This is a genomic window from Chitinophaga sp. (genome assembly GCF_039596135.1).
Taxonomy (GTDB): domain Bacteria; phylum Bacteroidota; class Bacteroidia; order Chitinophagales; family Chitinophagaceae; genus Chitinophaga.
Window position 1 is genome coordinate 26,919 of the sequence record NZ_JBCNKH010000011.1, and the last position, 22,897, is coordinate 49,815.

The 22,897-nt window shown below is 44.7% G+C and carries 17 protein-coding genes; 5 read left to right on the top strand and 12 right to left on the bottom strand.

Annotated elements, in window-relative coordinates; genetic code table 11:
- Positions 1–165: 165 nt before the first annotated feature.
- From ABDW16_RS09965 to ABDW16_RS09995, 7 genes are all read right to left on the bottom strand, one after another.
- Positions 166–828, bottom strand: coding sequence for an ABC transporter ATP-binding protein (locus ABDW16_RS09965; RefSeq protein ID WP_343669421.1), 663 nt, complete (start codon positions 826–828; stop codon positions 166–168).
- 3 nt (positions 829–831) lie between these two features.
- On the bottom strand, positions 832–3,246 hold the full coding sequence (locus tag ABDW16_RS09970) for an ABC transporter permease (protein ID WP_343669422.1): 2,415 nt from the start codon (positions 3,244–3,246) through the stop codon (positions 832–834).
- Between the two features lie 9 nt (positions 3,247–3,255).
- The gene (locus ABDW16_RS09975; RefSeq protein WP_343669423.1) at positions 3,256–5,613 is read right to left on the bottom strand and encodes an ABC transporter permease; all 2,358 of its coding nucleotides are present in this window, start codon (positions 5,611–5,613) and stop codon (positions 3,256–3,258) included.
- Positions 5,610–7,949 (bottom strand): ABC transporter permease, encoded by a 2,340-nt coding sequence (locus tag ABDW16_RS09980; RefSeq protein WP_343669424.1) that lies wholly within the window; start codon positions 7,947–7,949, stop codon positions 5,610–5,612. Before ABDW16_RS09980 ends, ABDW16_RS09975 begins: the two co-directional genes overlap by 4 nt.
- A 99-nt stretch (positions 7,950–8,048) precedes the next feature.
- Positions 8,049–10,451 (bottom strand): ABC transporter permease, encoded by a 2,403-nt coding sequence (locus ABDW16_RS09985; protein WP_343669425.1) that lies wholly within the window; start codon positions 10,449–10,451, stop codon positions 8,049–8,051.
- Between the two features lie 15 nt (positions 10,452–10,466).
- Positions 10,467–11,156, bottom strand: a complete 690-nt coding sequence (locus ABDW16_RS09990; RefSeq protein ID WP_116853231.1) for an ABC transporter ATP-binding protein — start codon at positions 11,154–11,156, stop codon at positions 10,467–10,469.
- 19 nt (positions 11,157–11,175) lie between these two features.
- Complete coding sequence (locus ABDW16_RS09995) at positions 11,176–12,423, bottom strand: efflux RND transporter periplasmic adaptor subunit (RefSeq protein ID WP_343669426.1); 1,248 nt, start codon at positions 12,421–12,423, stop codon at positions 11,176–11,178.
- A gap of 290 nt (positions 12,424–12,713) precedes the next feature.
- Between ABDW16_RS09995 and ABDW16_RS10000 the strand changes: the two genes are divergently transcribed.
- Genes ABDW16_RS10000 through ABDW16_RS10020 form a run of 5 tightly spaced genes read left to right on the top strand, consistent with a single transcriptional unit; the run spans position 12,714 to position 18,585 of the window.
- A complete protein-coding gene (locus ABDW16_RS10000) occupies positions 12,714–14,069 on the top strand; it encodes a sigma-54 dependent transcriptional regulator (RefSeq protein ID WP_343669427.1) in 1,356 nt (451 codons plus the stop codon).
- A complete protein-coding gene (locus ABDW16_RS10005; RefSeq protein WP_343669429.1) occupies positions 14,070–15,407 on the top strand; it encodes an ATP-binding protein in 1,338 nt (445 codons plus the stop codon). It abuts the gene before it with no gap.
- A 17-nt stretch (positions 15,408–15,424) separates the two neighbouring features.
- Positions 15,425–16,072 (top strand): hypothetical protein, encoded by a 648-nt coding sequence (locus ABDW16_RS10010; RefSeq protein WP_343669431.1) that lies wholly within the window; start codon positions 15,425–15,427, stop codon positions 16,070–16,072.
- Positions 16,073–16,106: 34 nt separating this feature from the next.
- On the top strand, positions 16,107–17,705 hold the full coding sequence (gene nadB, locus ABDW16_RS10015; protein WP_343669433.1) for an L-aspartate oxidase: 1,599 nt from the start codon (positions 16,107–16,109) through the stop codon (positions 17,703–17,705).
- 19 nt (positions 17,706–17,724) lie between these two features.
- Positions 17,725–18,585, top strand: coding sequence for a lysophospholipid acyltransferase family protein (locus ABDW16_RS10020; protein ID WP_343669434.1), 861 nt, complete (start codon positions 17,725–17,727; stop codon positions 18,583–18,585).
- A 25-nt stretch (positions 18,586–18,610) separates the two neighbouring features.
- Here ABDW16_RS10020 and ABDW16_RS10025 read toward each other — a convergent pair whose 3' ends face one another.
- The 5 genes from ABDW16_RS10025 to tsaB all read right to left on the bottom strand — a co-directional run bounded on the left by ABDW16_RS10025 (position 18,611) and on the right by tsaB (position 22,896).
- Positions 18,611–18,922: a BON domain-containing protein gene (locus ABDW16_RS10025; protein WP_343669435.1), complete on the bottom strand. Its 312-nt coding sequence runs from the start codon at positions 18,920–18,922 to the stop codon at positions 18,611–18,613.
- 30 nt (positions 18,923–18,952) lie between these two features.
- Entirely contained in the window at positions 18,953–19,762 is an 810-nt protein-coding gene (locus ABDW16_RS10030; RefSeq protein ID WP_343669436.1) for an SDR family oxidoreductase, read from the bottom strand.
- Between the two features lie 107 nt (positions 19,763–19,869).
- Entirely contained in the window at positions 19,870–21,273 is a 1,404-nt protein-coding gene (locus tag ABDW16_RS10035; RefSeq protein ID WP_343669438.1) for an MBL fold metallo-hydrolase, read from the bottom strand.
- 293 nt (positions 21,274–21,566) lie between these two features.
- On the bottom strand, positions 21,567–21,926 hold the full coding sequence (locus ABDW16_RS10040) for a metalloregulator ArsR/SmtB family transcription factor (protein WP_012788619.1): 360 nt from the start codon (positions 21,924–21,926) through the stop codon (positions 21,567–21,569).
- Between the two features lie 292 nt (positions 21,927–22,218).
- The gene (gene tsaB / locus ABDW16_RS10045; protein ID WP_343669446.1) at positions 22,219–22,896 is read right to left on the bottom strand and encodes a tRNA (adenosine(37)-N6)-threonylcarbamoyltransferase complex dimerization subunit type 1 TsaB; all 678 of its coding nucleotides are present in this window, start codon (positions 22,894–22,896) and stop codon (positions 22,219–22,221) included.
- Between the last annotated feature and the right edge of the window lies 1 nt (position 22,897).

Genomic DNA, 22,897 nt, shown 5'->3' on the forward strand with positions numbered 1-22,897 from the left:
TATAATAATTGTAATGATAACATAAACATTTTCTTTATAAAAGCCTAAAAAACGATCCCGTTACGGTACAAAAAACCGGCGTTTAAAGTCTGCAGCTGGCAAAACGGCTATTCTGCTGCACCGAAGAGACTTTAAACGCCGGATTATTAAATTATTAACTCCCAATTATGCGATTTTCCCGTCGCGGATTTGTATAATTCGCTGACCATAGGTTGCGTTTAACTCGGAGTGTGTAACCTGTATAATGGTGATCTTGTCTCGCTGGTTTAATTGTTTGAACAGTTCCATAATTTCTTTGGCCTGATCAGAATGCAGATTACCGGTTGGTTCGTCGGCCAGTATTACCCTGGGTTCAGCTACAATAGCACGGGCAATACCTACCAGCTGCTGCTGTCCTCCTGATAACTGGTTGGGGAACAGATCCTTCTTTGCTACAATATTAAACCTGTCAAGTACGTCTGCTACACGGCTCTTTCTTTCTGCCGATGGTATATTTTTATATAAAAGTGGTGTTTCTATGTTTTCATAAACAGTTAATTCGTCTATCAGGTGATATGCCTGGAACACAAACCCGATGGAACCCCGGTGCAATTGGGTACGCTTCTTTTCATTCATTTTATGCACCGGTTCCCCCTCAAACAGGTATTCCCCCTGTGATGGCTCTTCCAGTAATCCCAGGATATGCAGCAACGTAGATTTTCCTGAACCGGAAGGCCCCATAATGGATACAAACTCTCCTTCAAATATTGCGAGGTCAATATCTCTCAATATTTCATTTTTGCCAAATCCTACGGGATAATATTTTGAAATGTGCTTTAGCTGTATCATTATTTAAACTGTTTTGATCGATTTTACGGGATTCATGAACGCTGTTCTGATCGTTTGTATACTGATAGTAAAAAATGCTATTATAAGTGCTGCCAGTCCAACAAGGAGAAATAACCACCATTGAATCTCTATGCGGTAAGCAAAATGCTGTAGCCAGGTATTCATGATATACCAGGCCAAGGGTGCGGCGATCACAATTGCCATAGCCACCAGTTTCAGAAATCCTCCCGACAGCAGGGCAACGATGCTGCTCACGGAAGCCCCCATTACTTTGCGGATACCAATCTCCCTGTTCCGCTGCCCTATCACCAATACGGCTACTGCAAACAGGCCCATACAGGAGATGACGATAGCCAATATGGCGCTACAAACAATGATGGTAGCCAGCCTGGCCTCTGCCTCGTACATTCGGTTTACATTCTCATTCAGGAAAGAGCCTTTAAAGTCCCCCTGCGGCACTACTTCTTTCCAGGCCTTCTCCACGGCAGTCATGGCACCAGGCAGGTCTGTGGGTTTCACTTTCACAAATATAGCCGCGGCCTGTAACGACGGCGTCAGTTTCAATGCCAATGGTCCAATTCCCTGACGCAGGGATTTAAAATTAAAATCTTTTATGATTCCGATAATCTGTATTTGTTGTCCGTCAAATTCGAAGTGTTCCCCTACTACATCCTTCCCGCCTCCCAATGCAGCCGCCAGCTTTTCATTGACAATAACCGTATTGGAGTCGGTTCCGAACGACCGGGAAAAATCCCTGCCGGATACCAGTTGCAATCCTAACGTCTGCAGGTAATCGTACTCCACCGGTACCCAAACCGTCTTTGCCTCATGCCCGTTGAAATCAAAACCAACTTTCCATGTAGACTCCCCCCCCGCCAGTCCGGCACCCAGGTTCATAAAGGACGCTGTACTGGAAATAACATGTGGATCCCCATTCAGTTGCTGTTGCATACGGGCAAGCACCTTAGTAGCATCCACATTGCCCGTCACAGGTATACTGATCACCTGCTCCGTATTAAACCCCATAGGACGGGTACGCAGATAATGTAATTGCTGCCAGAGCACAACCGTAGAACTTATGAGCAATACCGCTACTACAAATTGAACCACGATGAGTATATTCCTCAGAAAACCACTTTTGCCTAAACTCATCTTGCCCTTCAACACTTCAATGAGGTTTGTACGGGCTATCAGCCAGGCAGGATATCCGCCTGCCAGTATAGTTACAAAGAGAAATGCAACGATGGTCCAGCTAATCAATCTTACATTCAGTAAAATTGAAGAATCCAGATGATAACTGAACAAACGGTTGAAAGAAGGCAAGACCAATAAGCCCAATGCCAAACTGGCCATAAAAGCAATGCTGCAAACAATCAGGGCTTCGCACCAAAACTGCATGATGAGTTGTGTTCGTACCGCGCCCAGTGCTTTCCTTAATCCGATCTCCCCTGCCCTGGTAAAGGACCTACCCATACTTAGGTTAATGAAATTGATGCTGGCAGTACCTACAATCAACAGGGCCATGATCAGTAACATCCAGGGGTAAAACGGATTAATGTCACCTCCCGTATTACTCTCTTCCCTGAAGTGCATATCTGACACTGGGAAGGTACGCATAGACAACATTTCTCCATCAGCACCAGGCATTACACCATTTTCTTTCATGCTGTTCAGCTTATTAGTTCTGTACTTATGAACTACAGCTTTCATTTGCTGTTCCAGCATAGCAGGCGTGGTATTAGGACGCAGTTGCGCAAATACCTGGTAAGCCTGATTATCCCAGGTGTTAGGATCTTCCAGTCCTGCTATTACATTCTGAAAGCTGCAGAGAATTTCAAAATCAATACTACTGTTGCGTGGCACATCTGCCATCACACCAGCAATTGTAAAAGGCTGCAGATGGTTATTCATATTGATCTGCACCAGCTTACCAATAGGAGATTCCCCCTGGAATAACTTGTTCGCAGCCTTGCTTGTAATGAGGATCTGGTCAGGTTTCTGCAATGCATTTTTGTCTCCTTCCAACTGAGGAAAACTAAACATAGTGAGAAAGGCCGGATCCACAAAAGTAACATGCAGGTCAAGGGATTTGTCTTTGTAAGAAACAGCTTCATAATCCCATCCAAAACGGGTAGCTGACTGCACGGCAGTGCATTCTTTTTCAATGGTAGGGGCAAATGGGGCTGCCTGACTACTATTGTTCTGTACACTACCATCTGCCATTCTTTCGGCAGTGTAGACCTGGAAAACGTTGTTCTTATTTGTATGAAACTGATCGTAAGACCATTCAAAATAAGCCGCGATTCCTAAGAGGAAGGCGACACAAAATGCCACCGTCATCCCCGTGATATTGATTGCGGAAAAAACTTTCTGACGCATCAGGTTGCGCCATCCTATTTTTATATAGTTATAGAACATACCCTTATTTTATTCAGTTCTGATGGCTTTTGCCGGATTGGCCAGTGCTGCTTTAATTGTTCGCATACCTACAGTCATCCATGCGATGACCAAAGCCCCTCCTATAGTGAGTAAAAATATATTCGCCTGTAAACCGATTCTTACATTGAAAGAATTCAGCCACCCCTGCATGAAATAAGCGGCCAGCGGTGCAGCAATGATAAAACCAATGACCACCAGTAGTGTGAATTCTTTGGATAATAATACCAGTACATCCATTACCGAAGCACCTAATACTTTACGAATACCTACCTCCTTCCTGCGCTGTACAACCATCAATGATACAAGCCCATACAAACCAAGGCAGGAAATAAACATCGCCAGGGTCGCAAACAATCTATACAAAGCAGACAGCTGTATCTCCTCCTGGTAAAAGTCTTTCAAAAGATCATCCATGAATTCATATTCATACAGGTAAGCAGGCCATGCCATCTTACATGTCTTCTCAATCGCCGCCATCGCTTCCGGCATTTGATCAGGATCGATCTTTACATTCAGTGTGCGATACCAGGATCTATTGTTCATCAATACAAGCGGTAACACGGGTTCCTTCAGGCTATTTGCCCTGAAGTCTTTTATGACACCTGTAATCAGCCCGGAAACCTGGTCATTAAAGAACGTCATTCGCTTACCAATCATATCAGCCGGCTCCCGGTACCCTAATTTTTTGGCGAGTGTCTCATTCACCACAAAGCCATTAACCGTATCTGCAGGCGTATAGTTACTACCCACCACCAATTGCATACCATAAGTATTGATGTATGCCTGATCAGCAAATTTTAAATCCACAGCAAAGTCATTGATGATGCGCCCTTCAAACCTCAGTTTGCCGAACCAACCGCCATAACTGGAGGCTGGTGTAAAACTGAAACTCACCTGCCTGATACCTGGTGATTGCAACAATTGATTACGGATGAATCCAAATTGCTGTACAGAGGCACTATCCTTAGGAATAGATACTGTTACCACAGCTTTCTGATCAAAACCCAGCGGCGCATGCAATACCTTTTTCATCTGGCTCATCACTACCAGCATACAAATCAGTAGTAATTGTGCAACTGCAAACTGTAGCACCACTAATATTCTTTTGAGCGAAAGACCGCCGGCTATCTTCATCCCAATCCCCTTCAATGCATTGACAGGATTGAAGCCAGACATAATGAATGCAGGATAACCACCTGCTAATAATGTTACTGTTATTAATAACCCAATAGTAAAGTATAGTAAATCCGTATCAAATAATTCCAGTACCGGCAACCGCATAATACGGCATACCTCAGGCAGGCATAATTTACCAATTAACAATCCCAGCAACAATGCAAAAAAGGCTATGACAAATGTCTCTGCCAGGAACTGCCCTATTAATTGTTGTCGGCCACCACCCAATGCCTTGCGTACACCGACCTCACGTGAGCGGGTCACTGCCTGTGCAGTAGCGATATTAATAAAGTTGACACAGCCAATGATCAGGAGAAACACACCTACCAGTATCAACCCACTGATCATACGCGGGCTAAACACAGCATTGTAATTGCGAAAACGCGTATCTGTATGCACTGTAGACAATGGCTGTAATTGCAATTGTTCCTTGCGGTTTTCTTTTGGCTTATACCTTTTGATCATATCAGACAGCATGGCATTGCCATGTGCTTCATCCATACCAGCCGGTAGTTTCACGAGTACGCTATGTGCTTCGTTCACCGACAACCAATCTGCCTGGTCTAATTGTGGCAACAAGGTCGCATACGATATCGCCACGCTAAATGGGAAATCCGTATTTGCAGGCATATCATCCAATATGCCCGTTACCCTTATTATCCTTTCATTATTATGATTAAAAGTTTTACCAATAGCAGCTTCCCAACTACCAAAATACTTTATTGCAATACTTTTGGTCATCACCCCAGTACCCGGTGCAGACAGCGATTCCCGTGGATTACCATACAGCCACTTGAAGCCTAATATTTCAAACACAGACGGTTCGGTATAATACACACGATCCCGCTCCCTGAATTTCTTATCATCTACGATGATCACACCATCCGTCTGCCGGATAGCCCCTACATTTTGCAATTGCGGATAATCCTTTCGCAATGCTCCCGGCACAGGGAAAGGTACGCCCATGAAATATTCTGTACCAGTTACAGATACGACCCTGTATATCTGCTCATGATCCGCATGGAACCTGTCAAAACTCATTTCAAAATGCACTACCCTGTAAATAAGCAGGCATGCAGCCATAGCTAGCCCCAGCCCAGCGATATTTATACCTGCATATGTTTTATAACGCAACAGGCTACGCAATGCTATTTTGAAATAAACTCTCATTCTGTTCTCAATGCTTTAACAGGATTCATATTAGCAGCCCTGAAAGATTGTATGCTCACCGTCACCAACGCAATCAATACAGCGAGCAATCCGGCTATACCAAACATCCACCACTCGATGTCAATCCGGTAGGTGTAATGCTGTAACCAGTTGTTCATAATATATGCTGCTATGGGAGATGCAATCACAATTGCAATTAACACCGGTTTCAGAAATTCTTTTGACAACAGTAACATCACCTGTTGTACGCCGGCCCCCATCACCTTACGGATCCCAATTTCCTTTTTACGCTGTTCTGCAGCAAATACTGACAAGCCTAACAAACCAAGGCAACTGATAATAATTGCCAGTGATGCAAAAATGTTGATCGCCCTGCTTAGGAATCTTTCATTATCATATTTCTTCTGATAATTATCATCTACAAAGGCATAATTGAATGGATAATCCGGATTCATTTCACGGTACACTTTTTCCAGCCTGTCCATAGATGCCTTTACAGAAAGTGTTGGATTGAGTTTAAAGGTCATCACACCCCGCCAGTTAGGATTATAGGTAAAGATCATGGGGGTTGAGGGTTTATAAGATGTTTCCCACACAAAATCTTTGACTATAGCCGTAATGGTACGTTGCTGTCCATTGTATGTAATCACCTGTCCCATTGGGTCTTTCAGGTGCATAGCTTTCACGGCAGTTTCATTTAGCATAATGGACATGGAATCCGCTTTGGAAAGGAAGTCTCTGCCCTGTAAAACAGGGATACTAAAGGTAGTGGCAAAATGCGCAGCAGTCGCAATCACACCAAATACCTTCTGCTCCTCTCCCGCTTCTTGTCCCGGCCACCTGAGTCCCCAACTTGTACTACCGGCACTTGTAATCTGACTGCTTACAATAGTAGCATCCACAGCACCTCCGGAAGCAATTGCCGCATTTTTGAAAGCATCATAGCCTTCGTATAACTTACCTTCCAGTTCGATATCCACTAACCCTTTGGGATCGTAACCAATCGGCTTATGCTGGATGTAATACAACTGACGATAAACGATAATGGTAGTAATAATGAGCACCACTGCCAGCCCAAACTGGAATACTACCAATGCCTGCCTGGATAAAAAGTTGCCTTTGATCTTTATAGCACTCCCTTTCAATACTTTGATAGGTCTGAAAGAAGAAAGATATAATGCAGGATAGCTACCCGCCAGCAAACCTGTTACCAGTAATAAACAAGGCAGACCTACCCAGAAAACCATTGGGGCTCTTCCAAAAGACAGCGCACTATTTGCAAACGTATTGAATGTGGGCAGCAGTATCCACATCATCAATAACGCCAATACAGTAGACAGTGATACCAATATCAGCGACTCTCCAAAAAACTGGGAGATCAGTCCCCCCCTGTTAGCACCAATCGCTTTGCGCACTCCTACTTCACGCGCCCTACGTTCTGCCTGTGCAGTGCTCAGGTTCATAAAGTTCACACAGGCGATCAGCAGAATACCCAATGCCAGCAACAGGAACAGGCGCACTGTTTCAATATTACCGCCAATGATTTTCCCATCTTTAACAGTATTATATAGCTTCCAATCCTTTGCTGCATGCAGCATAAGTGTGGTATTTATTTTACTGTCGCCTGCGCTTTGCAGCACATGCTTTATCTTGCCCTGTACAGCCACGATCGATGCATTTGGCTGTAGCAGCACATAAGTTCTGATACCAAAGTTGCCCCAGGTATTATCTTTGACCCATTGTTCCTTTGCTTCATACAATGACCAGCCACACAAATAGTCAAACTGTATAGAAGAATTAGCCGGCGGATCACTCACCACAGTACTCACCATCAGCGGATCCTGTGCATCCAGCTTTACCAATTGTCCGACAGCATTTGCATCCCCGAATAATTTATGTGCAGTACTCTCAGTCAACACAATTTCATTCTTCTCACTCAATGGGGTTGCACTTCCATTGATGACAGGAAAACTAAAAATGTTAAGGTATTGAGGATCGACATAGCCGCCTGTCAACTTAATACTATTCTCACCTGCCTGTAGCAGGTGTGGGTAGAAATAACTGGCCCTGGAGGTGGTTTTAATTTCGGGTATTGTCTTCTCCAGTGTAGGTGCAAGCGGAACAGGCGTAGTCCACGACCCTTCTTCTGCAGTTAGTACCTGGTAAATATTATCTGTATTCTTATGAAACTTATCAAAACTAAACTGGAAGAGCACATATAGCATCAATATAAAACTAATAGCCATACCAATTGCCAGCCCACCGATGTTGATCGCAGAAAATAACTTATTACGCCATAGGTTGCGCAACGCGATCCTGATGTAACTCTTAATCATAATAAACGATTTAAGATTTGTAAAAGGATGGGCTGGTCAATACCGGCCCAGGTTTCATTTTTGAACTTGTCATTTTAAAACGTAACGACTTAAATATCTTTATTCAGTTCTCAATGATTTTACAGGGTTAGTCAGTGCAGCTTTCACTGACTGAAAACTGATGGTGAACAATGCAATGATCATAGCCGTGACGCCTGCAAATACAAACATCCACCATTCTACATTAATGCGATAGGCAAAATCCTGTAACCATTTGTTCATCAGGAACCAGGATATAGGGACGGCAATCAACAGGGACACCAATACCAATTGCATAAAATCCTGCGAGAGCAACCTGGTAATATTTGCAGTAGACGCCCCCAGTACTTTGCGTATACCAATCTCCTTGGTACGCTGTCTTGCAACCAGGATGCTGAGTCCAAACAATCCCATACACGCGATGACTACTGCCAGCAAAGAGAATGTACCAAAGAGTGATGCCAGGCGGTCCTCGCTTACATACTGCTGCGCCAGATCATCAGCTACGAATGAATAAGCGAAAGGGTAATCGGCAACATACTTTTTCCACACATTTTCAATAGCAGCTACCTGCTTTGTAAGATCTCCTTCTTTTGCCAACCGGATACTCATTACACTAAAACCGTCATTGCGTACAATATAAATAGCCGGCGATACAGGAATCGTCAATGTAGAATAATTGAAATCTCTTGCTACGCCAATAATCTCGCCTTTTCGCTCTGTAAACCCGGGTATCCATTTGATACGCTGACCAATGGGGTCATGGAGATTCATCGCTTTTACCATTGCCTCGTTGACAATAAAAGTATTGTTACTATCTGTTGCAAAACCCGGCGAAAAGTCACGTCCTTTTGTCAACTTTATATCCAGCGTTTTCAACAGATCAAAGTCCCCCATAATCACACTGGTCACAATTGATTTATCCTCGCTATCTCCCTCTTTCACAACTGGGTTTACGGAGCCAACATACCGCCCCATGGCTGTATTGGAAACAGTTACATTTTGAACACCTGGCTGCCTGAGTAAATCTTCCTTTATCACTTTGATATTCTTTCTCGCACTTTCTGAAGAAATATTTACATTCACCAATCTCTCTTTATCAAAACCGAGGTATTTATTCTGCCAGTAACGTAACTGACTATATACAACGATCGTAGCTACAATGAGAATAATAGCAATGGAAAACTGTGCGATCACCAGTGCCTTTCTGATCCATACCCGGGAACCGGAGGTTTTAAATCCGCCTTTCAGCACTGCCACTGGCAGAAAACCAGAAAGGTATAACGCAGGATAACTACCAGATAATAATCCTACACCTACTGACATGGCAAAGAGGTATCCAAGGAAAGGAAGATTGCTCCATGTAAAGAGTTGAAATTCCTTGCCGGTAATTCTATCGAACCATGGCATGAAAAGTAATGCAAGAAAGATAGCCAGTACAAATGAGATCGTGGTTAACAATACAGCTTCTGACATAAATTGTATGACCAGCTGGCGACGCTCGCTCCCCATTACTTTTCTTACCCCTACTTCTATAGCTCTTTCATTAGCCCGGGCAGTAATCAGGTTCATGAAATTGAAGCAGGCTATCAATATGATAAAAATGGCAATAGCAATATAGATATAGAGTAAATGTGTATTATCCTGCTTGTGTTTATCGCCCTGGGGATGTAGATGCACATTAGCCAATGGTTGTAGTTGCAAGCCGAACACCTCTCCCAGCGAACTCGCAATCGCCTTAACATGCCTGTCTGTAAATCCCTGAAGCTGGGATTTCATTTTGTTCAGGCTTACGCCCTCAGGCAATAGTACAAATGTGGTGTTGTCATTAAAATTGTACCATTGCTCCATCGAACCACCGTCTTGTTTTACCAGCTGTTCAAAAGTGCTATAAGATAACAGCACTTCTTTGCCCACATCGGTATTGAGGGGTAGGTCCTTTACCACACCAGTGATTCTGCAATCAAATCTATTTTCTACTTTCAATATTTTGCCCAAAGGATCATCATTACCGAAATACTTTTTTGCTACTTTTTCGGTAATGACCATGGTATAAGGTTCTTTTAACGCTGTTTGGGCATTACCTTTTACCAGGGGGAAATTAAACAAGGTGAAATAACCGGCATCTGCGTATGATATAGGATCTACAAATTGCTTATCCTGGTAGGTATACAGTGCCGTACCAACATTCATGATACGTACTGATTCTTTTATATCGCTGACTTCATTTTTCAGGTACGGTCCTACAGGCCACTGCGTATTGGAACCATAATTGGTTTCTCCGGCTTTTGTAAAGCTGTTGGTAACCCTGTATATGTTTTTGCCATTGGGGTGAAAATTATCAAACCCATATTCGTTCCTGACGAATAATACAATCAACATACAACATGCCATTCCAATCGCCAACCCCAGTATGTTAATCACAGTGATAATCTGTTGCCGCCGAAGGTGGCGGAGCGCAACTCTGAAATAATGTTTAAGCATGTCTATTGTGGTTTATTATACGTGAAACTGCTCCTTGATGTTTTCAGTAACGACCTTACCATCAAACAGGTTAATTACACGATGGGCAAATCCGGCATCATAAGGGCTGTGTGTCACCATAATCATGGTAGTACCGGCATCATTCAGTTCCTGCAGCAGTTTCATTACTTCTTCACCATTTGTAGAATCGAGGTTACCGGTAGGCTCATCCGCCAGGATCATTTTAGGTTTTGCAACTACGGCTCGCGCAATTGCCACACGCTGTTGCTGACCACCAGATAGCTGTTGCGGGAAGTGGTTGCGGCGGTGCATGATATTCATACGTTCCAGTACTTCTTCTACTTTCTTTTTACGATCGCTGGCAGGTACTTTCAGGTACAGGAGTGGCAATTCCACATTTTCAAAAACAGTCAGTTCATCGATGAGGTTAAAGCTCTGGAATACAAATCCAATAGATCCTTTTCTCAACTGGGCACGTTGTCTTTCGCTCATTCTCGCTACTTCATGATCCCAGAAGTGATACTCCCCGCCAGAAGGGTTATCCAGCAGACCCAGGATATTCAATAAGGTAGACTTGCCACAACCTGACGGCCCCATGATAGCAACAAACTCACCGTCTTTTACTTCCATGTTGATGCCATTGAGCGCCGAAGTTTCGATCTCTTCAGTGGTAAATATTTTTTGCAGATTAACGGTACGTATCATTGATGTTATTTTGATTATATTAAAATACTAATACTTCTTTGTCTCCAAAATTCTCATAAGATGAGGTGATCACCTGTTCGCCTTCCTCCAATCCTTCCAATATTTCAAAGTACTGCGGGTTTTTCTGGCCCAGGGATATATTGCGCTTTACAGCACGTTTACCACTTTTATCTACTACGTACACCCAGTTACCACCGGTATCAGAGAAGAAACCACCTACTGGCAGCAGCAGGGCTGCAGAAGATTTACCTAATTCGAGGCGGATAGGAGAGGATTGCCCCCTGCGGATGCCATCGGGAGTTTCTTTGTCAAACTTCATATCTACATTGAAACGGCCGTTCTTTACTTCAGGATATACTTTGATGATGACCAGGCCATATACCTTGTTATTAAATTCAAAACTGGCTTTCAGACCTGGAAATACCCTTGAAATATAGTGTTCGTCTACCTCAGCCCTCATCTTGAACCCATTCAGATCGTCGATCTGCCCGATGTTTTGTCCCGCCTGGATGCTTCCCCCTACTTCCGCATCTACAGAAGATAGTTGCCCGTCAATAGGTGCTTTCAATACGAGGTTGTTCATATTGTCTTTCATCATCTGGAGGTTACGCTGGGTGCGGGAGATGGTAGATTCCAACCTTTCAATCTGGATTCTGGCATTCTCTTCCTGGAATTTCTGGCTTTCAATTTCAATCTGCTTTTGTTTTACCAGTCTTTCATAATCCAGTTTGTACTTGACATAATCCTGGCGGGCTACGATTTTTTCATCTACCAGCTGCTTATTTCTGTCATACAGATCCTTGGCCTGATCTATCTGGAAATCCAGTTCATTGAGGGTCTGCTGCATAGTAAAGCGATTTTGTTTCAAGGTTTGCCGGGTATTCTGCAGCTCATTGATCAGACGGTATATCTCGGTTTCATGGTTTACAAACTCCATCTCCATATTCTGGTTTTGCAGGCGGAGAATACTGTCTCCCCTTTTCACCATACTACCTCCTTCCAGGTATTTCTGACTTACATACCCACCCACAATCGCATCGAGACGAATGGTCTTCAAAGGTAATACGACTGCTGTAACTGCAATATACGTATCGAAAGTACCCCGGGTGACTTTAGAAATAGTGATCTTATCCTTCTCTACATTTAACTTCGAGCGGTGATCGGCAAAGATCAGGTTGTAGATCAGCAACAGTGCTACGACTGCTCCTCCACTTACCAGGGTGATCCTTTTCTTTGACCAGTATTTCTTTTCTATTTTTCTATCCATAGGTGAATGTGCTAAACTTGCATACCGGATAAGACAACCGGCATGCCAAAGCCGGGAATCCTTTACCAGCACAGCATTTCAACGCGCACCCTTCTTTCAAAACGTCCTGTACCGCACACTGTACGTCCAATTCCGGACACTTTCCGTCAATCCGGCGCCAGTACTGCCAAAAACCGAAATCTTTTTATAATATTGCCAGTGGCCACATCCGCAGTCGTTTGCCCATGTCATTCATTGTCGGGAACATTGTTTGCGGAGTTTTATCAACAATATATTTATTTGAATTGATTATGACTACGACTACACTGCCTGGTAAAATACTGATAGTAGATGATGATATGGACGTATTGCGCGCAGCACGCCTCCTGCTGAAACGCCATTTTGGGCAGGTAGACTTTGAGCGCAATCCTCAGAAGATCCCTTACCTGGTATCCAATTTTGAATACGACGTGATCCTGCTGGATATGAACTTTACCCGTGACCTGAGCAGTGGAAAGGAAGGTTTTGAATGGCTGGACAGGATCCTGGACATTCAACCGTCAGCGGCAGTAGTGATGTTCACCGCCTACGGCGATGTAGAAATGGCAGTAAGAGCTATCAAAGCCGGGGCAGCCGATTTTGTGCTGAAACCATGGGAAAATGAAAAGCTCCTGGCTACCATGCAGACTGCTTACAATAAAAAAAATCAGCAGCAGGAAAAGGTAGTCCCACCCTCTCCTGCTGCCAACAATAACGGTGCAATCATTGGCAATAGTCCGTCCATGCTGGCGGTATTGGATACGGCGGCCAGGGTTGCCGGCACCGACGCCAACGTACTCATTCTTGGTGAAAATGGCACCGGCAAGGATATGCTGGCCAGGCATATTCACCAGCTCTCGCATCGTGCCACCCACCCGTTCGTGAGTGTAGACCTGGGTGCCATCAGCGAAAGCCTGTTTGAAAGTGAACTGTTCGGCCATGTGAAAGGCGCCTTCACTGATGCCCGCGAAGACAGGGTCGGTCGGTTTGAAGAAGCTAACAAAGGCACCATCTTCCTGGATGAACTAGGAAACATCTCCCTTCCATTACAGGCAAAACTGCTCACTGTACTGCAAAACAGGTCTGTAACCAAAGTGGGCAGCAACAAAGCAATCCCTGTAGATGTTCGCCTGATCTGCGCCACCAACCGCAACATTCAGCAGATGGCAGCTCAATACCTGTTCCGCCAGGATTTACTCTATCGCATCAATACAATTGAAATACATCTTCCTCCCCTGAGGGAAAGACAGGAGGACATCATTGCACTGGCAGAACATTTTCTCCAATTATATAGCAGCAAATACAAACGGCCGGTAAATAGCCTGCATGAATCGCTCGTACAGCAGTTACTGCAATATGACTGGCCGGGGAATATCCGTGAACTGCAACATGCCATGGAGCGGGCCGTCATCCTTTCCCAGGGCAAGGTATTGCAGGCCAAAGATGTATTTGTGAAAAACCCTGTCCAGGAAACCCAGCTGAATACAGGCTATAACCTGGAAGAAATGGAGCGCAACATTATTACCCAGGCCATGAAGAAATGTAATGGCAACATTACGGAAGCCGCCAGGGAACTAGGCCTGAGCAGAGCAGCCCTCTACAGAAGATTGGAAAAATATAATATCTAAATGAACCGGTTCAGCGTCAATATATTCCTGCGCATACTCCTGCTCACCGCCAGCACTATTGCCGGCGTAGAAGTATGGAGAACCCTGGGGCCGATTCCGGGGTTAGCAATCGCAGCCCTGATTTGCCTGCAGATCTATGGAATGTATTACTACATGAACAGGATCAATAGAAAGCTTACTCTCTTTTTAGAATCTATCCGCTACGAAGACTTTTCCATCCGGTTCAGCGCAGACAATAAAATGGGCAAGAGCTTTCAGGCACTCAACCACCAGTTCAACGAGGTGCTGGATGCCTTCCGCCAGACAAGGGCGGAAAAAGAAGCGAACCTAAAATACATCGATACCATTGTACAGCATATCAGCATCGGGGTACTCTCTTTCGATGCTGAGGGGAGAATAGAACTGATCAACCCTGCCGCCTTCCGGCTATTGGGTATCTATCGCCTGCGCAACATTGCAGAGTTGAAATCGACTCATCCCGACCTGCCGGAATTATTGCTACAGGTACACTCGGGCAATAAGATCCTGTATCGTACCCGTACAGAACAACAACTCTCCATTCACGCAGCTACCATACGTTTACAGGGCCGGCTGGTAAAACTCATTTCCCTGCAAAACATCCATGCAGAGCTGCAACAAAAAGAGCTGGAAGCCTGGCAGAACCTGACCAAGATCCTTCGCCACGAAATTATGAACTCTGTTACCCCTATTGTATCCCTCATTAGCACCATGCAGGATATTATAGAACAGGACATCTCGCCAGACAGTCACCAGCCGGAGGCAATCACCGACCTGATGGAAGCCCTGGAAACAATTAAAAGCCGGAGCAAAGGTATTATGAACTTCGTGAATGCCTATAGGGATTATACCACATTACCCAAGCCACAATTCACAGATGTCAATATCAAGGAACTAATCACGGTAGTGAGTAATCTGCTGCAATCAGATATGAAACAGGCAGGCATCTATTACCAGTTTGAAGTAGATTCTGCCGGTGCAGAAATTCATGCAGACAGTGCCCAGCTGCAGATGGTGCTGATCAACCTGATTAAGAACGCCATGGATGCGCTGGAACATACTGCTCACCCGGAAATTAAACTCACCGCAACGATGACTACGTCTAACCAGGTTTGCATTTCCATCGCCGACAATGGTCCGGGTATCGATGCCGATGCGATCAATAAAATCTTTATCCCTTTTTACACCACCAAGCGCAAAGGTAGTGGTATCGGTCTTAGCCTCTCCCAGCAAATTATTCAGCTGCATGGCGGACAACTGAAAGTAGACAGTACCAGTAGCAATGGAACTACATTTAATGTGATCCTGGCTACCGTGTAATTTCTTACTTTTGTCACATGAAACCGGTTGTCTTTAATAGTCTGTATTGGGGCATGATGCCGATATTGCTTTGGGGCTGTATCGTCAATTCCACATTATTGATGCAGCTTTCAATGACACTTTTAGTGGTTTTGTCAGTGGTATTTTTTTTAAAAGGTACCCGTTACACACCAACCATTCTTAGAGTCCTGTTAATCATAGGGTTAGTACTCATAAGTCCACCTCAGGTCCACCTTCCCGCCGCCGCTAATATACCATTAGTTCATTTAGTCTATATTGCTTTCTTTCTCAAGATCCGGTACACCAACTATCCGCTTCCTACCTGTAAATGGGCATTTATTTTTCTGACCGAGGCACTGGGGCTGGTGATCTTTTTCTACCTCTTACCTATATTAGAAACCCAGAACATTGTATGGCCAGTGGTGTTTTGTATGTTCACCGCTTCTATTGCCCTCCAGTCAGTAATGCATGCATTTCGCCTCCGGGAGCAACCAGATGGCTGGTATTGCCTGGCAGGTATTACCTTTCTCATTGTGGGTGGTGCGCTGGCACTGGCCTATCCTGCAGCTAGCGTGTTTTGCTATGCTTTGGCCAATTACGGCCTCGTCTATGGTGCTACCCGATATATCTGGCAAAAGCAGGGTATCCCTTACGCAATCCGGTAATATACCGTACATTTGATTCGCTAGATGAGTTATTATGCAACAGACAGACTTTTTAGTGATCGGTTCCGGTATTGCAGGACTAACCTATGCGCTTAAAGTAGCAGGTGCCTGTCCAGATAAAAAGATCACCATCATCACTAAGACCCAGGAAGACGAAACGAATACAAAGTATGCACAGGGTGGCGTAGCCGTAGTGAATGATCTTGAGAATGACAGCTTTGCCAAGCACATTGAAGACACCCTGATTGCCGGCGATGGCCTATGCAATGAGAAGATAGTGGAGATTGTAGTAAAGGAAGGACCCGAGCGGGTAAATGAGATCATTGAATGGGGCGCCAACTTTGACAAGAATCCTGACGGCGACTTTGCCCTTGGCAGAGAAGGTGGCCACTCGGAATTCAGGGTGATCCACTACAAAGACATCACGGGTTATGAAATAGAAAGAGCCCTGCTGTCGGCCGTTCGCCAGCATCCAAATATTGAGCTGGTCACTCATTGCTTTGTGGTAGACCTCATCACCCAGCACCACCTGGGTTACCTGGTGACCAAATCCACACCTGACATTGAATGCTACGGCGTATACGTACTGAACCTTCTCACAAACAAGATAGAAAAAATACTGAGCCGCATCACGCTCCTGGCCACTGGTGGCAACGGGCAGGTGTATCGTAGTACCACCAACCCTTCTATCGCCTCAGGCGATGGGGTGGCCATGGTATACCGCGCCAAAGGTAGAATTGAAAATATGGAGTTCATCCAGTTTCACCCTACCGCGCTCTATCAGCCAGGTGTGAACAACGCCTTCCTGATTACCGAAGCAGTACGTGGCGACGGTGGCATTCTGCGCAATATACACGGCGAAGACTTCATGCATAAATACGATCCCCGTCTCTCCCTTGCTCCCCGCGACATTGTGGCCAGGGCAATAGACAGTGAAATGAAGATCACCGGTACAGAACACGTATACCTCGATTGCCGTCATATGGATATGGAGAAGTTCATACACCATTTTCCCAACATCTATGAAAAATGCCTGGCATCCGGCATCGATGTGAGGAAAGATATGATCCCGGTAGCTCCCGCCGCTCACTATAGCTGCGGAGGTATCAAGGTAAATGAACATGGTTGTACCAGCATCCAGAACCTGTACGCCTGCGGCGAATGCTCCAGCACAGGATTACATGGCGCCAACCGCCTCGCTTCGAACTCACTGCTGGAAGCCATGGTATTTGCCCACCGTTGTTATCTGACGGCGGTAGACAAAATCAATTCAATTACATTCAAAGAAAACGTACCTGACTGGAATGCAGCAGGCACCACCGCTCCTAAGGAAATGATCCTCATTACCCAAAGCCTGAAGGAACTGAAGCAGATCATGAGTGACTACCTGGGCATCGTGCGTACCAACGAGCGTATTCAAAGAGCAATACGCAGACTGGACATACTGCACGAAGAAACAGAAAGCCTTTATGAGAAGACAGAAGTATCTCCACAACTGTGTGAGCTACGCAACCTGATCACCGTAGGTTACCTGATAGTAAAAAGTGCTTCTTTCCGCAAGGAAAGCAGAGGGCTTCATTTCAATACCGATTATCCAAACAAGAGCGAACTGGTACAAAACATTGTGTTATAGAATTTGTTGCTAAGTAGAGATGTACTATTTAATACTGGCTTTTACATACGCCATTTCAATATTGCCATTGTGGCTGTTATACCTCATCAGCGATGGGTTATACCTTATTATTTACTACCTGGTTGGCTACCGGAAGAAGATTGTATTTGAAAATCTCCGGCAGTCATTTCCGGAAAAGTCTCCTGCCGAAATCACCAGGCTGGCAAGGAGTTATTACCGCAATCTGACAGATATGATCGTGGAGACAGTCAAACTGCTTACCATGAGTAAAAAGTCGCTGGAAAAGCGGTTTAAATGCGATTTAACCGTATTGCATGAACTGTATGCCCAGGGCAAAAGCTGTCAGCTGCACTTAGGCCATAATTTCAATTGGGAGTGGGCCAATGTATTTTGTATGCAGAGAGTGGGCTTCCCTTTCCTGGTAGTATACATGCCCCTCACGAACAAATCTGCTGACCGCTTCTTCCGTCACTTCCGCGAAAAATCAGGCACCGTGCTGATTCCGGCTAATGATATTAAGGAGGCGATGGCGCCCTGGCAGCATAAACAACACCTCATTGCACTGGTAGCGGACCAGAATCCTGGCAATCCTCGCCGTAGCTACTGGTTCCCTTTCCTAAACAGGATGACCGCTTTCTACAAAGGACCAGAAATGAGTGCAAGAAGAAACGATACACCCGTAGTTTTTGTAGATATACGAAAAGTAAAGAGAGGCTATTATCATGCTACCCTCAAACTGGCATTTGAACATCCACAACAGGAACCGGAAGAAAAGGTTACAGAAACTTTTGTACGGTACCTCGAGAACAATATCATGGAGCAGCCGGCGGTGTGGGTATGGAGCCACAGAAGGTGGAAACATCGCTATAATCAGCAATAAAAAAGAGAACCTGATGTTCTCTTTTTTATTGCTGATTAACGGTATCTTCCGGCATTGGTGGTGGCGGTGGTATCACCGGTTCCACAATGATATTGTTGTTGACAGCTTTCACTCCATTTATTTTCTTTACTGCATCTTCAGCCGCCACTTTTGCGCTGTCGTTGGGAACTTCCCCATTCAGGTCTACTATCCCGTCTTTCACATCGACAGTGATGCCAGGGGAATTATTCAATTTATCAATTACGGCCAACTTCACCGTATCATCTCCAGGTTGGCACGAGTACAGGCAGGTAACCACCAGCATGCTGGTAGCCATCAATAAAGATTTACAATCCATGGTTAAATTTTTTTAAATAACAATAATGCTCTATCCATTGTTGGCAAAGCCGGGATAGAGGGTCATTCCTCCATCAATAATCAAGGTAGTACCTGTCACATAATCACTCTCATCGCTCGCCAGCCATACGGCAGCATTGGCTATATCTTCAGGTGCTCCTATTCTGCCATAAGGTATTAGTTCCAGCAACTTTCGCTCATCCTCCGGGGTATCCCATGCATCTTTGTTGATGCGTGTTTTGATCGCCCCAGGAGCCAGGCTGTTCACTCTTATCTTATACGGAGCCAATTCCTGTGCCATAGATTGCATCAGCAATTTCACTCCACCCTTGCTGGCTGCATAATTTACATGGCCGGCCCAGGGTATTACTTCATGCACACTACTCATACAAATGATTTTGCCGGCGGCTTTGGAGCGGGATGATTGTACCCCCCTTCTGGTGAATTCCTTTGCGGCTTCACGGGCACATAAGAATTGTCCTGTAAGGTTGGTACCAATTACCACATTCCACTGGTCCAGGGTCATTTCCAGGAAGGGTGCATCCCGCTGAATGCCCGCATTGGTTACCACTATATCAAGTGTACCATAGCGGGATAAAATGGCTGAAAACATAGTCAGTACTTCCTCTTCTTTACTGATGTCACATTGATGTATGAAACCATCTCCCCCGGCAGATTTAATTTCATCCAGGATTGTCTCAGCATCTGCCCTGCTTTTATCGCTATGAAAGTTGATGATCACGGCAGCGCCCGCTTTAGCCATTGCCTGTGCCACGGCTGCCCCGATCCCTGTACTACTGCCCGTGACCAGGGCAACCTGTCCTTGTAATTGTTTGCTCATAGGAAGTACTTTTTACAAGTTGTTAGTCAAAAAGCATACCTCCTGCAAATAAAAAAGGATCATGCACCTGGCACGATCCTTTTTTAAACTATTTGGCATTAAATGTCTTAATTCAATACGTTCTTTTCTTTCACTACTTCCAGCCCTTTGGTACCTTTCATATTGTTGAAACCACCTTCCACATTGCGCAGGTTGTGAATACCTTCTCTCTTCAGCAGGGAGCAGGCAATGATACTTCTGTAACCACCCTGGCAGTGTACATACAGGTTGTGATTTTCGTCAAAATCACCCAGGTTGCCCGGGTCTGTCATATCACTAAGGGTCAGGTTTAAGGCGTCCTTGATGTGGCCATCTGCAAACTCAGCTGGTTTACGTACATCCACAATCACCAGGTTTGGATCGTGAGGGATGTCCATGGCCAGTTCATCTGGTTCTACATTGATGATCATATCACGTCTTTCACCAGCAGCGACCCATGCTTCATAGCCACCTTTCAGGAAACCTACTACATGATCGAAACCTACACGGGCCAGGCGAACGATCGTCTCTTCTTCCTGACCAGGGGAAGTTACCAGCACAATCTCCTGCTCAAAGTTCAGGAGACTACCAGCCCACTCTGCAAAGCGGCCTTCTAACCCAATGCTGAGGGAACCTGGTACAAATCCATCTGCAAATTCAGTGGCAGGACGGGTATCCAGGATCATGATACCTTCTTTCACTTTGGCTTTGAATTCGGCTACGCTTAGTGGATGGTTACTCTTTTCCATCACCGCCTGCAGTGCATCGTAGCCTTCTTTATTGATTCTGGCATTGATTGGGAAGTAAGATGGTGGTGTAGTCAGACCATCAGTAACTTCTGCAATGAAAGATGCTTTATCGTTTGCCAGCAGTGCATAGTTAGTCGCTTTTTCCTCGCCCAGGGTACTGAAAGTATTCGGCCCCAGATTCTTACCACAGGAGGAGCCCGGGCCGTGAGCAGGATAAACGGTTACGTTATCTGGTAAAGTTTTGATCTTATTATTCAGGGAGTCGAACAGCAGGCCCGCCAGTTCTTCTTTGGTAAGGTTACCGCTGAAGAGGTCAGGACGGCCCACGTCGCCTACAAAGAGGGTATCGCCTGTAAACAGGCTGGCAGGTTGACCCTGTTCATCCAGCAGCAGGTAACAGGTAGATTCAAGTGTATGACCGGGAGTATGAATTACCTGCAGGCGCAGTTTTCCGATATTGAATTCTTCTCCGTCTGCTGCTTTATAGATAGGAAAGCTGGTTACAGCTTCAGGGCCATATACGATAGGCGCTTGTGTAGCCGCAGCCAGATCCAGGTGGCCTGAAACAAAATCTGCATGGAAGTGTGTTTCGAAAATATACTTGATAGTGGCATTGCGCTCTTTGGCAAGGTCAAGGTACGCATCGATATCCCGCAGGGGATCTATCACAACAGCTTCACCTTCCGACTCTATAAAGTAGGCAGCCTCCGATAAGCAATTAGTATACAGTTGCTTTACAAACATTGGTCTTTGATTTCTTGCAAATTTACGGATAATAAAGCAGGAAGCTAACAGGGGCAGGGCGAGAACATATTAAGAAAGCTATACAGATATGTATAGCAAAAAAACATCAACCCGTTATGTTGTTTCATAACCGGAATGATGTTGAAAAGATTTTTACAATGCTACTGAGCTATCACGACAAACAAGTGCTTCCCCCCGCAGAAATTTGAGCCTAACTAAAAGTTCTCAGCTTTTTCACTCTTAGTTAGGCCCCAATATTTTTTGTACTCAGCTGAGCAATAACCAAAACCATATTAGCCTACCAGCTCTTCTACGAATTTGGCAACTTCTGCTATACGCTGTTTATTAATCGTATAGTGAATAAACTTACCATCTCTTTCGGTAATCACAATGCCGGCACGACGAAGAATAGCCAGATGCTGTGAAGCTACTGACTGCTCCAAACGCAGCTTAACGTAGATTTCAGTCACTGTCATTTTTTTGTGATCTTCCAGCAGCTTAATCATTTGCTGGCGCAGCTTATGATTGATTGCACGCAATACCATAGCTGCCTTCTTAACGGCAATGTAATCCAATTTAATTTGGTCTTTTTCATTGGTACCTCTAGAAATAATAAGAGTATTAGAAGAGGTCGTTAATAATGTTTTTTCCATCGCATAATAGTTTTAAAAAATGATGAAATGAAAGGGATCAACGGACAGTAAACCCATAACTTGTTAGAAAACAATAACCGGGTATCGATTTATACAAAAATATAATATTAGTCGTAATAAAAAAAACTTCTATACCTTATTTTTTAATATATGGACGGGGTTTACTTGCCAATTAAACCTAATTTGACAATTCCATGACAATATTTTGCATAAATGTTAAGAATACACTTTTATTTGAGAGGAAAAAAGTAATATTTGGGGGGGTAAAGGTGATTTGTGACAGTATGGGTACTCATTTCTTCATGGTCGAGTGGAACGGTTTGAGGTAGAATGGACTGAAATATGCCACATCTTCAAATGTACCTTTTTCAAAAGCCTTTTCTGCCAATTGCACCATATGTGCAGCATTCAGTGTATATGGTAAAAATGTAGCATGAGGGTGCTGCCCCAGCAATTGTTGCCACTTATCGCTACCGTTTCCAAAGAAATAAATTTTTCGATCAGCCAGCTGGGTTGCATAACTTTCAGGGGTTAATATCAGTGCCTGCGGAGCAAGGATTTCATCCAGCTTTGCAGTATATACAGCGGTGTATACTTCCATACGGCGAGCATCCAGCATAGGTGCGTATAAGGCGCTTTCATCATTTGTTTGTGACAATATTCCTGCTGTCATCTGTTGTAGCGTGGAAACGGCTATTAATGGCTTTTCCCAGGCATAACACAATCCTTTGGCAGTAGCCACCCCTACCCTCAATCCTGTATAGGAACCTGGCCCGGCACTTACCGCGATGACATCCAGTTGTGCAGGGGTTACCTGGTGTTCCTGCATTAACTGCTGAATAAACAAAGTCATGGTAGCAGCATGATCATGCTGCTGATCATTAACCAGGGTCTGTAATACCTGTCCATTCTTAGAGATGCATACCGAACCTATATTCGTAGCCGTATCGATATTGAGTATTAATGCCATT